Genomic DNA, 14467 nt, shown 5'->3' with positions numbered 1-14467 from the left:
GGAGGCTGGCAACAAATTTGCCGCGTGTGGCGATTTCTCGGCTCAGGCAGCCAGCACGTAATCCGCGTGCGGCACCGCCAACTCCCACACCTGCTCGAACGCCTCCGCGTGCATCGCCGCCAGCGCCGGTTTGCGCAGGATCTCCACCTCCACGAGCTGCCCGTCACCGCCGTGGTGCGCGACCGCAAGCACCTCGCCGTCCAACAGCCAGAAGTCATGGACCGGCACGAGCAGCCCGGTGGCCAGCCGGCGAGGAAGCCACCGGACATCCTCCCCCGCAGCAAAGGTTGCGCCAGGTGGTGGAGTGCTCCCAACGGATGTACTCGGACACCGGCTCATCAACCATCCGTGCCCGGCGCACGGTCACCTTGCGCTTTCTCGCGGCATCCACATCATTGAGCCACGGCGTCCACCAGGTCGACCGGACGGCCGGGTCGGGATGGATTTCGCTCTGACGCCGGGGGGCGTCGATCTCGTAGCTGTTGCGGAGTTCAAGGTGGACCGCTGAGTGTCGGGTGGCGCGGAACAGCTCTCGGAATTCGGCTTGCGACATGAGACCTTCCCTCGGAATACCAGAAGGGGCGCACCCAACCGGGACGCCCCTTCTGGCTCGCCGCCTCTCGGGTCGGCGGCGATCGTCGAAACTAGCTTGCGGCGGGGATCAGGACGCTCCCCAGGATCACGCACACCGGCACGGTCGCCTGGTAGTGGGCGACCAAGGTCTCTCGGTCACGGTCGGGCTGCGCCACACCGATCTCCACACACCCAAGCCCCGGCTGCGCCCCCACGCTCCGGATCTCGATACCTCGGCCCTTCCAGTCGGCGATGTCTCCGCTGATGTCGGTCACACCGGTGGCCAACTGGTCCGCGCTCAGGGGCACCTCCCGGAGCCACAGCCGTTGCTCCGGTACGACAGCTCGTACCGCTGCGGCGAACGTGGAGGACTCGCGACTGTGGACAAGTAGCCGGTTTCCGGAGATGTCGGTCTCCACCCCGGCGTACACGGAGCGGTACTCAGGGCGTTCGCCGAGCGCCTGTACCTGCTCCGCGTATTTGGTCAGCTCTGACTGCACGGGGGAGTTCGACGGGGGCGGGGTGGTCGGGCGGGGTATTGGGTACTCCGTCGACTGCGGGGGCACCGGGGCCGATTCGTTGGCGGCCGTAGCTTGCCCGCATCCTCCGAGCGTCACGATCGCCAGCAGCATGCAGGCGCCGACGGTAAGCGGTGTGCGTGTGCGCATGATCACCTCTTGATAGTTGTTCCTATACGGAGAGTAAAGCCGTTCGGGGAGTATGACGGGCATACTGCCCCGAACGGCTCCACCGATTGGTTACCCGGTCACGATTCCCACACCGAGTGCGGACATCGACGCAGGCACGGATGAGAACGCAATCCGGGAGGAGCAGAGGCGACCGCCGAGTCCTTGGCAGGGCACCAGGCGGCTGGTGCTGATCTGCTTGAGTTGGCCACGCATGATCACCTTTGCTCCGGTCAGGTCGTAGATCGGGGCGCCGGAGTCACCCTGCCCGCCGGCAGGCAGAGTGGCCACGTCTTTGTCGCCGAGCGCGAGCGGGCCGATCCCGCCGCGCATGGCGAAACCCTCGGTCATCTGGATGGTGCAGATGATGCCCGAATGGCTACCCGACGAGCAGTACCAGTTACCGAGGACCGGGGCGCCCGCGCTGGCGACCGCCTTGGCCTGGGTTGACTGGACCGGGCCGTCCCATGTCCAGCCCCTGCCCAAAATGTTGGGGACAATAAGCGAGTGATCGGCCGTGGCGTTGGCGTCTTCGACCGTGCCGATTAGCTCACCGTTGTTGTCGAACACCTGCGTGCCGTTGCCGCCACAATGGGCCGCGAACATAATCCGGATCGCGGACGTCCCCCGGCGTACAACCGGGCCGGTGGTGCAGTCGTCGGTACGCGCACCGGCCGACCATGGCGAGCTGTCGTTCTGCCGGGTCGCGGGGATCATCTTGTCGGCCGGTGCGGTGCTGTACCGAACAGCGACACCGGGGGACGTTGTCGACACCCACTGGCGTACGGCCGCGCCGGGGGCGCCGTCGTGACCCTGAATGACCAGGCCGCTTCCGTCGGCGGCCGGGCCGACGACGGCAATCTCCCGGTTGGCGCTGAGACGCTGGGCCTCAGCCAGCAGTTCAGCCTCCGTGTACCGGGCCGGGATGACGCTGATCGGCACGCGCTTGCGGTGCTCGACCAGGGCGGCCTGCGCTGCCGGCGACATCTCACCGCGCCAGTAGATGACCAACGCGTCTTTGGAGGGGTCGGCGACCGCGCCGCCGTAGTTGTCGACCGGGTCGGCGGCCCGGATCGCGTCGAGAGCGCTGTTCATCAGGGCCTGCCGCGCGAAAAGCGCGTCCCAGCTTGCGAATGGGGCGGGGACTGGGCCGGTGATCGCGCTGCTGGAGATCGTCGATTCGGCAGGGGGCGTGAAGGAGGCCGATGCCGCTACGGCGGGGTTGCCGATAACCGTGAGGGCGGTTACGACGGCGAGGGTCGCCGCGATTGCGCGGCGGCTGAGTGTTCTCATAGCGAAGGACATTAGAGGGCCAGTCTTCCATCAGTCAATAGACACACATGAATGTAAGTCGTGTTTCTGTTGTGCAAAAAAAGAACAGCACTCATCAACCGGCGAACCGGCAACCACCCCGCCAACTCAAACGAAATACACGTCCGCGACCGACCCGTCATCCCGCATCACACGCATATGCCCATCCGGCGCAATACGATGCACCATCGCGGCAACACGCAACGCCCGATCCACCGCCCTCGTCCTCGTCACCCGCCACCCCGCAACCAACTCGTCCCGGGCATCAAGCGCACCCGGCGTCAGGTTGTAGGTGACCTTCGTCAACCCCGCGCCGTCCTCATCGGTCACAGGGCGACTGCCAACCGATCAACCGGCTGATGCTGCGGTTCCGGGTACACCGCGCTCCGGCCGGCCCGGATCGCCACCGCCCACGCGAGCTGGGCGCACCCGTCCGGGGTACAGCAGGCGCAAGTACCGGGGGCATAGGAGGTGCCCCGGCCCTCGTGCTGGGCGATCGTCATCGCCGCCGCCTCCCAGATCGCGGCCCGGGTCAACGGCTCATCAACGCGGCTCATGATCCCGCCAACGCCACAAGCGCGGTCAGGACAGCCCTAGCCTCCACCAGCACCTCCGCGCATGGCGGATGCGGCGGCACCGACTCCCACCCGCACTCCAACCAGTGGCCGGTAACCCACACCTGGGTTCCGTTCGGGTCCGCCCGGTCGGTATGCACCCGCAGGACCCTCACGTTCGTGGTCAGCGTCTGCGTCGTACGCCCGTCGGACCAGTCCCCCGGCGCCAGGTGCACCACCGTGCCGTCCGGTACTGCGGGCAGGTCGCCGACCGTAACCGGTCGTGTTCCAGACTCGGCGGCACGCTCGACCGCGAGCATCACCGGGTCGGCGAGCATCCGGTTCGCCCACGCCAACCGGGCGCACTCGCCCCGCCGATACGCCGGGCACAGTCCACACTCCTGCTCGTTGAGGTGCGCTTCGACGATCGCCCTCGCGTTGCCGAGCATCGCCGGCCACACCTGCGGCGGCATGATCGTGCCGTGCGGGCGGGAGTCCTCCACGGCCATCATCCGATCCGCCGCCAGCGCCGACTGCGGTTGCGGCTGATCAGAGCCTGGGCGTGCGGGGTGCCGGAGCGTCCCATGACCATCGTGGCGGCGATGAGGCTAACCACGTCGGCCGGCGGCTCGACCACCGGCGGCGGGGACGGTGCGGGCTTGGGGGTTGGTGGGGTTTCCGGTTCGGGCAGCGGCCCGCTCTCGGGCTCCTGCCCGTCGTTGAAGTATTTTCGCCTGCTGCTGTTCGTCATTCGCCCACCTCGGTCGCGGGTGGGGGTGACGCCCGTCTGCTCCCCCACCAAAGGGAAGCGCCGGGCCCACCACGGGGGAAGTCGGCCCGGCGCCGATCGGGAGGCGCGGCGACTACGTACCCCTCACGGAACTAGTCGCCGCGCCTACTCCGATCGTCCCCAGACGATCACAGAAGGTGAAGGGACGGTGCGTACCACTTCGTGTACGCACCGTCCCAACTGGTACATGCGGTACAGGTTTCCCTGGTCAGACGTCTACACCGACCAGCTTCGCCAAGTCCGCCATCTCCTGCGTCATCGCCCTGCGTCGCACATCCCGAATGGATTCCACGATGTCTCGGGCATACCGCTGCTGACGAATCCACGCGGGAGCCTGCTCCCGAATCTCCAGCAGCACACCGGTCGCCTCGGCGTACTGCCCCGTTTGGGCGTACGACGACGCAACGTCAAGACGATGCCGCTGGCGGGACGACGGGGTGACCTGCGGAGACCGCTCAATGCCGGTAGAGAGCGTCAACGCCCGATCCGGGCGGCCCGCGATCACCGCAGCCTCCACCCTCATCATCGCCACCGACCCGGTCGACAGGTCGATTCCACCGGTTGCGATGACCTCATCGGTTTCGTCGCCGAGGCGCTGCGCCGCTGTGGCAGCAAGGTCCAACATCTGATCGGCGTCGTTGTCCCGGTTGTCCCGTACCGCGGCTGCCGCCGCCCGCACGTACATCTCACCCCACAGGGCGACCTCAGCAGGCCGAGCCCGGGACATACGAGGTTCGATTCGGTCGGCTGTACTGATGGCCAACTGCTCAGTCTCGCCGAGCCGCCCCTGCCGCAGCAGCAGCCAGCACATGGGGCCGATAGCTGCCGCGCCGGTGAGTTCGTCACCGGACTGGTCGGCGTGGTCGAGCGCCAACGTCAGGGCGGCGTGCGCCAGGTCAACCTGACGCATTTGGATCATCAGCCTGCCTGCGAGTTGATGCGCGCGGGCGGCAAGGATGTGCGCGGTCAGGCGCTCGTCCCCATCGGTGATGTCGACCAGCATTCGGGCCTCACCAAGCAGGCCAGGCAGCACCATCAGCGTGTTCGTGTAGTCGTTGGCGTGGTACATCCGGTTAGCGGTCAGGATCGCGTCCCGAACATCATCCAAGGCGGGGGCGGTTTGCTCGGGGCCCGCCTCAACGAGTTGCCCGCCGAGGCCGCGTACCGGTGTCAGTGCTCGCCGCATGTCGACGAGACCGAGGGGTATCGAGTCGGGCTCCCGGTTGGCTGCACCTCGGGCCACGTTGCCGAGCAGGGTGGATGTGGCAACCCCCAGAACACGGGCGATCTTGTTCAAGGTCGACATCCGCGCGGCCGTGCGCTCATTCCGTTCGAGCTTGCGGATCGTTTCGACGCTGAGGCCGGCAGCTTCGGCAAGGTGTTCCTGGGTGATCGTTCGCTGCTTACGAATCCGGGCGATGTTATCCCCGATGGTCTGCACTGATCCTGCCCTCCTGGACGAGGGTGATGGGCGGGACCCTGGACGGTCCCGTTAGGTGTTGTCGACGGTACTGCTCGTGGTCGACGGCTGCTAGCCTGACACCTGCGCGCATTGAAGGGGCCGGTCTGGACGCCGGCCCCTCTCGCGTTTCCGAGGTGCACCATCTGGGGTGACTCGATCGGCCGGTCGCAGGGTTTCCAGCCACTCATCACCGGTGGCGACCGCCTCAATCCGGTGCTTGGTTGACCAGGCTCGGATCTGTACACCAGCCAACTGGTCGTAGTCGGGGGCGGCGGCCCACACGAGTTGGGCCATCTGATTCATCACCCACAGGCCGATGGCGCGGGCTTGGTCTTCGGGGGTGCCCCACATCGGTTCGGACCCGTGAGCGCGGACTGTGCCCTGCGCGTCACGGGTCTCCCAATGCCAACCATCGGCCACCGCATCAGCTTCCTGTGAGGACGTAGCTGGTGCCGCCGATCGAGCTGAACAGCAGAAACCACCACACCACACGCTCCACTGTATCGCCAGTGGTGAATCTCAACGGTTCCCACATGCCGACACGCGCCCACCGGCACCCGCGAATCCGGGCCGGCCACCACAGTGGCGCCCCGTACTTCGTGGCCGCGTCGCCGAGGGAGTGGGCGAACGTTCCCCACGCGACTGGCCCACCGAGCCACCACCACGGCATCTCGGTAGTGACCGCAACCGCGGCTGTGACCACCGAGGCGATCAACACGGCGCCGAGGGTGCCGCGCTGCCGGCGGGACAGGAGCACCCGGGCGGCGAGCCCAACCGCAACCCACACGACGACCAGGCCGACGCGCGCCCCGGCCAGCCAGCCGGCGAGGCTGACCAGCCCGCCGAGGGCGAGGGCAAACAGAGCGGTGTGGGTGAGCTGCCGGTGCCCGCCCTTCCGCCGGCCGGTGGCGCAGTGGTCACACGACGCGGATCGGAGCCGGGACGCCCCGGCGGCGATGCCCCGGGCCACCAGGCCGGTGACCGGGCCGAGGGTGCGGGCGATCGTCGACTGCGGGTGGTCGATGTCGGGGAAGATCGCCATGCCGGCGGACACCAACCCGCCGACGACCATCACCTGCATCGAGGGCGCCGCCCCGACGGCGGTCGCTGCGGCGCAGCCGGCTACCCAGCCGGTCGCGCCGCTCAGCGCATGAGTCCGCCCGAGCATCAGTTCGTCTCAAGCTTCCAGCGGCCGTGTTCCCGGTTGTGGACCTTGCCGGCGTCGCGGAGAGCCCGCAACCGGGTGTGGAGTGTGTCCCGGCTGGTGACGATGCCGTGCTGCTCCTTCAACTGGTTCAGCAGGTCCCGAGGGCGGGCACCGGTCGGGCCGGCATCACGGATCAGGTTGAGCAGCTTGTCCTCGTCGTCGGGCTGCGGTGCGCTCTCCACCAGCGTTGCCCAGTTGTCCGGGTCACCCCAGTCCACATCAGTGCCGAACCCTTCGGCTTCGAGAATGGCATCGAAATCGGCGTGCAGTTGCGGGTCATACGGGGGCAGGTTGGCATCCTCGCCGTGCTCGGCCTTGGCCTTGGCGACCGCCTCCTGAAGAGTGGCCATCGTGGCGGCGAGGTCGGAAAGCGCCTGCGCCTGAGACACGACCGGCCCGGCCGGCGGCGTCGGCAGCTCGTCGCCCTCGCTGCGCACACCCTGGGCGGCGTTCGACTCGACATCGTCGGCCGGCGGCGTCGGCAGCCCCGGCTGCGACGGGTGGTCACCGCCGAACCGGTCCCGGAACCTCTCCCACCTAGTCGAGTAGCAGTCCAGGTCACCGGGGAGGAGCCCCTGCATCGGTGTCCCGTCCGGGTTCCGTCCGTCGAGTGCCAGCCGGGTCAGTTCGTCCATCTGTGGCTGAATACCGTCCACGGCCATGCCTACCTCCATCAACTGCTTGGGGCGCAGCCTGCGCCACTTCTCCGGGATTGGCTTCGCCCCGGACTCCAATGAGATGAAGCCGCACCCAGGGTGGGGTGCGCCTTCCACGGTGGCGCCGGAGTGCCACCCGAACGCCCACGCGTACTCGGCGTCGGACTTGGCCCGGGTCACCGCGATCACACCGCACTGGGCCTGGATGCCGGTGTCGACGATGTCCGCTGTGGCCCGGAGCCCGAGGAGGACTTCCCGGAAGGCCGCCGCACGCCCCTCAAAAATGATGTCGCTGAGGTGCTGCTTGAGTTCGGGGTACTCGGAGGGGGCACCGGTGATGCGTTTGATCTCGTCCGCCCGGATGACCACCTCGGGCACCTCCGCCGACACGGGGATCTTGTCGTCATCGACCTCGCGCATCAGCTCCAGGTAGCCGGACTTCCGAGCCCGGTGGCCGCGCATCGCCGCGCGGGTCATCAGCAGGGCTTCGTGTTCGTCCCACGCCGCCCAGTCGACTGCCGGCTGCTTGGCCTTGCCTGCCATGAACGCGGCGAGGAGGTTGAGGTACAGGCCGGCAGTGAAATCGATGTCCCACAGCAGGGCGTCGCGGCAGCGGGCCACGCCTACGCCGATGACGTTGCCGGCGTTGGTCTTACCGGACCCGGTTTCGCCGACGAGGAGCATGCACTTCGACCGCAGTTCGGGGCCGATCTCCGTGCCGTCATCGCGTACGGCACCGGGGAGTGGGTCGTAGATCGACAGAGGGCTGTAGTCGTCCCCGTACGGTTGGTCCTCCCCTAAGGTCGATTGGGTCATCACCTCGATGAGCGCGACCCGACGGGACGGCCCCATCTCGACGTTCAGGCGGCACCCTTCGTCAAGGTCGAGGTCGTTGGCGAGCGAGTCGGCCGCTTGGTTGACCGTCTTCCACGACAACCCACCAACGGCCGGCATGACCGCTTCCACGGTGTACCCGTTGCCCTTGGGCCACAGTTCGACGTTTGGCACCTGCACGGTGCTGCCCTTCGGCACGTCGCACAGCCGGTTGAGCCGTTCTTCCCACTCGATCGCGAGGGCGTTGCGTTTTGGCAGGGTCTCGTCCGGGTTCCCGTCGGGGCCGACGGTCGGCCGAGCTGGAACCTCCTCCTCCTTCTTCTCGTCGTCTGCCGGGGGTGGGTCGTCGGACGCGAGCCCGGCGAGCACCCCGGCGACGATGGCCGCGAACGCGAGGGCGGCGACACCGGAGATCACCGACCGCCATGTCCACTGGTCGGCCGCGTACATGAACATGACCCAGATGCCGGCGCCGACCATGCAGCACACCTGGTAGAAGACGGTCGCGCCCGGTGTGCCGGTCTTCCGTACCGCCGCCCGGCCGAGAACGGCGACGACGGCGAGCACGGTCAGCGCAGCGGCGAACAGCAGCATCGGGGTTTCCCGGATCGGCCACCAGCCCTGCACGTACCGGCCGACGACCGCCACGGACACCACCGTGAGGCAGGCGTTGACGGTGCCCCAGGCGGTGCCGTGCCGGCCAGCCCAGTCGAGCTGCCAGTTCTTGTTCTGGCGTCGCTTGCTCGTCGTCATCGTCGTCGTCCGATCAGGGCTTGTTGTTGACGGTGTCCCACATGTCCTCGCCGACCTTCGGCTGCAACAGCCGGCGGACCTGGACGGAGTGGAGTGCGTCGAAGGCGGGGGCGAGGTGGCGGGACGCCTGGGCGGCGGACTCGACCGTGGCGGCGACCTGCATGACCGCAGCGGCGTACGCCGGCTCCAGGGGCTCCTGGGAGGTGTGGGTCTGGGCGAGGAGCCGCAGACCGGCGGCGATCTCACCGAGCGCGGCGGGCATCTCGAATGCCTCCTGCCGGCGGGCGAGCATGCCACGGGGCTTGTGCTGGGCTGCGGTGGCGTGGACCTGCCGGGCCGCCGCCCAGAATGGGCTGGTGCTCTGCTGTGCGTTGTTGTTACCCATGAGAGGGTTCCTTTCGGTGGTGCGGGCGGCCCGGTTGGTCGCCGGCTTGCTCGGGTTCTGGTTGGTGGCGTCGGGCGCCTGACCGCGGCGGACCTTGTCGCCGGTCACGCGCGGGGCTTCGGGTTTCGTCGTGGGTGTCTTAGCGGCCGGCTTGGGCTGGTCCTTCTTTCCGAGGACCCGGCGCGTGATCTTCCGCGCCCACCCCCACGCCTTCTGAGGCTTCGTCTTCTTGCCGGCGGCAGCGCGGTCTTGCTTCTTCTTCGCGGCTGCGGTCCGTTGTGCTTTGACCGCGTTCCACAGCCCTCGTGCTGCGCTGGCTGCGGCCCGGCCGGCGGCCCGGCTCATCTTGCTTGCCGGCCCTCCAGTGGTGCGCTTGTTGCGCCCGCCCCCACCGCCCGGTGACTTGTCTCCGCCGGGTTTGCGGCCCAGCCGGTCCAGGAGGCTGCGGCCCGCCGACTTCGCCCTCTGCGCTGCGGTGCGCGAGGAGCCACCCGACCGGTCCGACCGACCACCGCTCGTACCGCCAGACCCGGCCCGGTTCGACGCCCCTCCCCCGGCACGCGAGCCCTTGTTACGCCCCCCGCCGGCAGGTGGCCGGCCACTGAACAGAGGACCGACACCCGGGGTCCCGCCGCCGTCAGCCTTCGCGTTGCGGCGGATCACCGCCCGGCGGACGGTGTACCCGGCGACCGCGCCACCGGCTACGACGGCGGCGACAGCCCAACCAACCGGGCCGGCGGCAGCGGCTGCGGTGCCGCCGATTGCGACCACGTTGGCGCCGGTAACCGCAGCCGGCTTCGCGGGCACGGTGAGGACGGTGGTGGGCTTGTCGGCGGTGGGTTGCGCCTTGGGTGCCTTGGCAGGGCTTGGCTTCTCCACCGCTGGTGGGGTCGCGACTTCGGTAGTCATGGACCCTCCTTCTGTGACGCTACGTGTTGTCGGGTTGTCGGTTGTCGGGCTGTCGGTTGTGTTGTCGACCCGCCAGGGTTGGGGTCTGACCTGGAGACGGAGTACCCACATCGGCTTGTCGGGTTGTCGGACCGACAACCCGACAATCACCTAGAGTGACCGCCAGAGGCCGAGGAGGAATCCAGCCAGGAGAACGACGAGGATCGCCGCCAGTAGCCCGTAGATCAGGGGTGCCGCCGGTCGGTTTTGGTGCGGTTCGATCTCGGTGCGTCTCACGGCCGCCGCTCCTTGATTCGCTCGGCGACCGCTGTGATCAGCAGTAGCGCCATGACCGAGAGGACGATTGCGGCCTGTTCGGGCCGATTTGCGTAGACGGACACCGCTCCAAGGACCCCGACGACGCCACTCACGCTGAACAGGCCGGTCGACAGAGGGAGCGGGCTTGGGGCCGGGGGCGCCTGTCGGCGCTTGGACCGGACGGCGTCAACCGTGACGGGTGTGTTCTCCATGTAGGTCTCCTTCACTTCTCGGTGTTGACGTGGGTGCCGTTCGTGCCGGCGGTCACGGGCTGACGGGGGTCCGGGAGCGGGAGTGTCGGCACCGCCGGAGCGAGAGTCTTGGCCGCTTCCTTGCGGCGCTGGAACCACCGGAAGACGGTGCTCTCACCCACACCGATCTGATCGGCGATGTCCTTCACGGTGAGAGCCGGGTTGCTGTCGCGGAGTTTGAACGCCTGCAACTGCTGATCGGTCCACTCCGGTGAGCGAGAGTCGCCCCCGCTCTTGGGAGTCCTCTCACCGCTGTCCCGGCGGGCGGGTGCTGGGCGGTCCCGGCGAGAGGCGAGAGCTTCCTCTCGGGCGGTCGCGACGGCGGCTGCCCTCTCGGCGCTCATTCGGCCGATGGTGGCGTCCAGCTCCCGGCGATGCAGTGCTTCCTGGTCGGCGAGGCGTTCCCGCAGGTCGGCGATGGTCTGCTTGGCGTGAGAGGTGAGAGCGCGCGTCTCGATGAGTTGCCGGTCGAGTTCCTGAACCCGCCGGGCAGTCTCGTCGGTCTCAGCTCGTACGGCGGCGACCCGGGCGGCAACGGCTGCCCTCTCGCGTTCGATCGCAGCGGTGACCTCTGCCCGCACCCTCTCAATCTCTCGTCGACTCTCGGACGCGTCCCTCTCGGCAGCGCGCTGGGCGTTGAGAGCCTGAGTGGCCTTCTCACTCTCTCGCTGCGCCTCAGTGGAGGCGGTCTCGAACAGCTCGGTCATCTCGGCGAGAGACCCACTCACCCGTTCGGTCTCGGCGTGAGCGGCGGCCAGGGTTGCGGCTGCGTTCGCTTGCTCGGTGGCCAGTACGGCAGCGAGCCGGCGAACCCGTCGGTGCGGCAGGATGCCCTCCCACCATGCGGCCGGCACGGTGACGGCCGCGGTGAGCCGGGTGTGTGGCTGGATCAGGATGCGGCCGAAGATCTGTTCTTGGACGGTGGCGCCTCGCCGGTACCGCTCGGCGACCTCGGTCACCACGTCTTCGTCGTCGGTGGCGAGGCGGCTCAGCTTGTCGGCGAGCTTCTGGCCGCGGACCGGGTCGGCGGTGACGAGGCCGGCGGCGACCCGGAGCATGGTGTTGACCCGATGCTCCCGGGCGGCCACGTTGATGTCCTGCTCGCCGGGCCGGATGAGCTTAAGGCGGATGCAGATCTCTCGCGGGGTGTAAATCCACGTGGACCGGGGCCGGGTGGTGGTCGTCGCCGGCCGGTCGGCCATGAGGTTGATCCACCAGACCAGGCCGGCGGCGCAGGGGCTCACGAGGCGGAGCAGGACTTCGGTGAGGTTGTTGCCGGCGGTGCAGGCGATGATTCCGGAGACGATGGCTACGGCCCACAGCCCGCTCATGTAGCGGGCGATGTCGGCGAGCGGGTCGAGCTTGCGCTTGTGGCGGGCGAGCGCCCCCAACCAGGCGGCAAGGATCTCGAAGGTCGCGCAGAACACGACGGCGAGCGCCAAGGTGAGGTCGAGTCGGTGTCGGGCGACCTCGAACATGCCTTCCATGGCGAAGCCGGTGGCGAGTAGGACCGCGAGGTTGCCGAGCTTTTTGTGGGCGTGCCCGGTGCGGAGGAACTTGGCGAGCATGGTGATGGCGAGCACCGCCCCGACCGCTCCGGCTCCGAAGAGGAACGCGGATGCGTACGTCGCAACGAAGTCGGCGACGGGAGTCAGCCAACCGGGGATGCCGGGGCTCGACTGGGCCGTGGCGGTCTGGATCACGGGCCTTCCTCCTCATCGCTTGGGTCTGGGTTCGTGGGGGTCTTCCTTGTCGAAGTGTGCCACACTCGGGATGATCGGGCTATCCGGGATACTCGGCATGACAGAGATGAGCGGTACACTGATTCACCGTGACACCCGCAGCGTCGAGCCGTCCGGCTGTACGCCTCGCCCCGAAGTCGCGGTTAAGATCACCGCCAACACGGGTGAGGGGGCGAAGCGTGGACGAAGAGAACGCGGCCGATGTCGAGCGGCGGCTGAACGAGGGCGAAGAGGTCAAGATCGGTGACCTGATGATCCTGTTCGGGCGTCCCGGCAAACCGGCATCGCGGTCCAGCGTCGACCGCTGGCTCACCAAGGGCGCCCGATTCGGCGCGAAGCGGATCCTGATCCGATACCGACTCGACCCATCCGGCGACCGGCTGTGCCACCCCGAGGATGTGCTCGCGGTGCTGGCCGAGTCGCGAAAGTGGCGCGACGCCGACCACCCCGATGGCTTGTAGGACCACGTTCCACTCCCGCCCTGCCGTTGATCACCTGCTGATGTCCACCGTGATCCGGTCGAGCGCCGCAGGGAACGGCATTTGCACCGCAGCCGGTCAGCAGCCCATGCGCATTGCTGAATGGCTGCCCATACGCTGGTGTCGGATTGCTGATCCGATGAGCGCACCGAGGCGGTGAACATGAACGGGACACCGAACCGACTTAGCGAGCTGCGCGAAAGCAAGGGGCTTACCCAGGAGGGCCTGGCGGACGAGATCAACCGTCTTGCGGGCCGCAGTAGCGCGGTTACGGGCCGGTCGGTGTCACGGTGGGAAACAGGTGTCGTGCAGCCAGGGGTCCGGAACCGCGGTCACCTTGCGACCGCCCTCGGGACCACGGTCGACCAGCTTGGCCTGTCCTCCCCCACCGTGCCGAAACCTCGGAAGCCTCACGATTGGGAGTTCATGACCGACGAGTTGGATCCGCGTGTCGCCGACAGCCAACAGCAGTGGCGGACCACCCGGGCCGCGCTCAACGGCAACCGGCGGCGCCTGGCCCTGGCCGCTGCCGGCTTGTACGGGTCGACTGCGCTCGGCGACACCGGCCTGATCGCCGGGCCCGGGTGGTTGCCGGACGGCCCGGTCGACCTGCGGGACGTCGAGCTCCGCGCGGACCCGGCCGCGATGCCGCCGGTGCTGGACGGGACGGAGGAGGCGTCGGCGCTGGTGCGGCCGATGAACACCCTGGTCCGCCGGTACCCCCGGTACACGCACGCGATCCGGGACTTGTCCCAGCCGAGGTTGTTTGAGAACCGCATGTGCTGGCGGCTGACCGACATCGGCTGGGCCGGCGGTTCGGGGCAGATGGCGTACGCCGACAGCAGCTACTTCGCGTCGGTCGACATCGCGGAGGTCGTCGCCCACGAGCTGGCCTACGTGGCGCTCGACGGCGGCCAGGTGCGGCCGACGGCGTTGCGGGACCTGCCGTACCGGAAGTTGATTGGCGACCCGTTCGACTTGGGCCGCCGGCCGTTGGTGTCGGCGATCTCGACGCTGACGATCCGGGGCGGGTCGGAGCCGTCGTTCTTGCTGCACCGGCGGGATCCGCGTTCGGTGGCGTCGGCCGGCGGCATGTTGCAGGTGATCCCCAGCGGGATTTTCCAGCCGTCGTCGGTCCTACCGGCCGGGGCCGCGGCTGACTTCTCGTTGTGGCGGAACATTCAGCGGGAGTACAGCGAGGAGCTGTTGGGCCTGGCCGAGGCCGGCGGGGACGGGGACCCGGTCGACTACACCGTGGAGCCGTTCGCCGGACTGGACGCGGCGCGGGCCGACGGCAGGTTGCGGGTGTACGCGCTCGGGGTGGCGTTGGACGCGTTGACCCTGATCGGTGAGGTGCTGACCGTCGCCGTGATCGACCCGGACCTGTTCGACGAGTTGAGCGCTGACTTCGTCGACCGGAACGATGAGGGTGTGATGGCCGAGACGGTGCCGTTCACCGAGCAGGCGATTCGGGAGCTGCTGGCCGGCGGCCGGGTGGCACCGGCCGGGGCGGGGTGCATCGACCTGGCGTGGCGTTGGCGGGACCAGATCCTCGGCGCCTGACGCACACACGACGAA

At 68.4% G+C, this 14467-nt stretch carries 16 protein-coding genes and 1 pseudogene; 2 read left to right on the top strand and 15 right to left on the bottom strand.

Features of this window, described 5'->3' with window-relative positions; genetic code table 11:
* Positions 1-42 precede the first annotated feature (42 nt).
* From BDK92_RS41030 to BDK92_RS35665, 15 genes and pseudogenes are all read right to left on the bottom strand, one after another.
* On the bottom strand, positions 43-339 hold the full coding sequence (locus BDK92_RS41030; protein WP_342775879.1) for a DUF6879 family protein: 297 nt from the start codon (positions 337-339) through the stop codon (positions 43-45).
* Positions 299-553: pseudogene (locus tag BDK92_RS41370) on the bottom strand (DUF6879 family protein); the annotation flags it as partial. The gene BDK92_RS41030 and the pseudogene BDK92_RS41370, both read right to left, overlap by 41 nt.
* Before the next feature lie 91 nt (positions 554-644).
* Positions 645-1073, bottom strand: a complete 429-nt coding sequence (locus tag BDK92_RS35715; RefSeq protein WP_121160696.1) for a hypothetical protein — start codon at positions 1071-1073, stop codon at positions 645-647.
* Positions 1074-1331: 258 nt separating this feature from the next.
* Positions 1332-2354: a chymotrypsin family serine protease gene (locus tag BDK92_RS35710; protein ID WP_147457236.1), complete on the bottom strand. Its 1023-nt coding sequence runs from the start codon at positions 2352-2354 to the stop codon at positions 1332-1334.
* Positions 2355-2678: 324 nt separating this feature from the next.
* A complete protein-coding gene (locus BDK92_RS35705; protein ID WP_121160694.1) occupies positions 2679-2900 on the bottom strand; it encodes a hypothetical protein in 222 nt (73 codons plus the stop codon).
* Positions 2897-3127, bottom strand: a complete 231-nt coding sequence (locus BDK92_RS35700; RefSeq protein WP_121160693.1) for a hypothetical protein — start codon at positions 3125-3127, stop codon at positions 2897-2899. Before BDK92_RS35700 ends, BDK92_RS35705 begins: the two co-directional genes overlap by 4 nt.
* Positions 3124-3627 (bottom strand): hypothetical protein, encoded by a 504-nt coding sequence (locus BDK92_RS35695; protein ID WP_147457235.1) that lies wholly within the window; start codon positions 3625-3627, stop codon positions 3124-3126. The genes BDK92_RS35700 and BDK92_RS35695 overlap by 4 nt, the downstream gene beginning before the upstream one ends.
* Before the next feature lie 5 nt (positions 3628-3632).
* Positions 3633-3875 carry a hypothetical protein gene (locus BDK92_RS38670; RefSeq protein ID WP_147457234.1) on the bottom strand — a complete coding sequence of 81 codons (243 nt, stop codon included), beginning with the start codon at positions 3873-3875 and terminating at the stop codon, positions 3633-3635.
* A gap of 247 nt (positions 3876-4122) precedes the next feature.
* Positions 4123-5355, bottom strand: a complete 1233-nt coding sequence (locus BDK92_RS35690; protein ID WP_121160691.1) for a helix-turn-helix domain-containing protein — start codon at positions 5353-5355, stop codon at positions 4123-4125.
* A 445-nt stretch (positions 5356-5800) separates the two neighbouring features.
* Positions 5801-6544 carry a metal-dependent hydrolase gene (locus tag BDK92_RS35685; protein WP_121160690.1) on the bottom strand — a complete coding sequence of 248 codons (744 nt, stop codon included), beginning with the start codon at positions 6542-6544 and terminating at the stop codon, positions 5801-5803.
* A complete protein-coding gene (locus tag BDK92_RS35680) occupies positions 6544-8826 on the bottom strand; it encodes a hypothetical protein (protein WP_121160689.1) in 2283 nt (760 codons plus the stop codon). The genes BDK92_RS35685 and BDK92_RS35680 overlap by 1 nt, the downstream gene beginning before the upstream one ends.
* 13 nt (positions 8827-8839) lie before the next feature.
* Positions 8840-10120 (bottom strand): hypothetical protein, encoded by a 1281-nt coding sequence (locus BDK92_RS38665; RefSeq protein WP_147457233.1) that lies wholly within the window; start codon positions 10118-10120, stop codon positions 8840-8842.
* Positions 10121-10270: 150 nt separating this feature from the next.
* Positions 10271-10396 carry a hypothetical protein gene (locus tag BDK92_RS40930; protein ID WP_281278669.1) on the bottom strand — a complete coding sequence of 42 codons (126 nt, stop codon included), beginning with the start codon at positions 10394-10396 and terminating at the stop codon, positions 10271-10273.
* Positions 10393-10629 (bottom strand): hypothetical protein, encoded by a 237-nt coding sequence (locus tag BDK92_RS35670; RefSeq protein ID WP_147457232.1) that lies wholly within the window; start codon positions 10627-10629, stop codon positions 10393-10395. Before BDK92_RS35670 ends, BDK92_RS40930 begins: the two co-directional genes overlap by 4 nt.
* Positions 10630-10640: 11 nt before the next feature.
* Positions 10641-12371, bottom strand: coding sequence for a hypothetical protein (locus BDK92_RS35665; protein WP_121160686.1), 1731 nt, complete (start codon positions 12369-12371; stop codon positions 10641-10643).
* A 218-nt stretch (positions 12372-12589) separates the two neighbouring features.
* On the opposite strand from BDK92_RS35665, the gene BDK92_RS35660 reads away from it, so the two are divergent.
* Positions 12590-12871: a hypothetical protein gene (locus tag BDK92_RS35660; protein WP_121160685.1), complete on the top strand. Its 282-nt coding sequence runs from the start codon at positions 12590-12592 to the stop codon at positions 12869-12871.
* 444 nt (positions 12872-13315) lie between these two features.
* Positions 13316-14452 (top strand): XRE family transcriptional regulator, encoded by a 1137-nt coding sequence (locus BDK92_RS35655; RefSeq protein ID WP_342775878.1) that lies wholly within the window; start codon positions 13316-13318, stop codon positions 14450-14452.
* Positions 14453-14467 lie beyond the last annotated feature (15 nt).

The sequence above is a fragment of the Micromonospora pisi genome, assembly GCF_003633685.1.
Classification (GTDB): domain Bacteria; phylum Actinomycetota; class Actinomycetes; order Mycobacteriales; family Micromonosporaceae; genus Micromonospora_G; species Micromonospora_G pisi.
The sequence above is the reverse complement of the archived record's forward strand: the minus strand, read 5'-3'. Positions and strand labels throughout refer to the sequence as shown.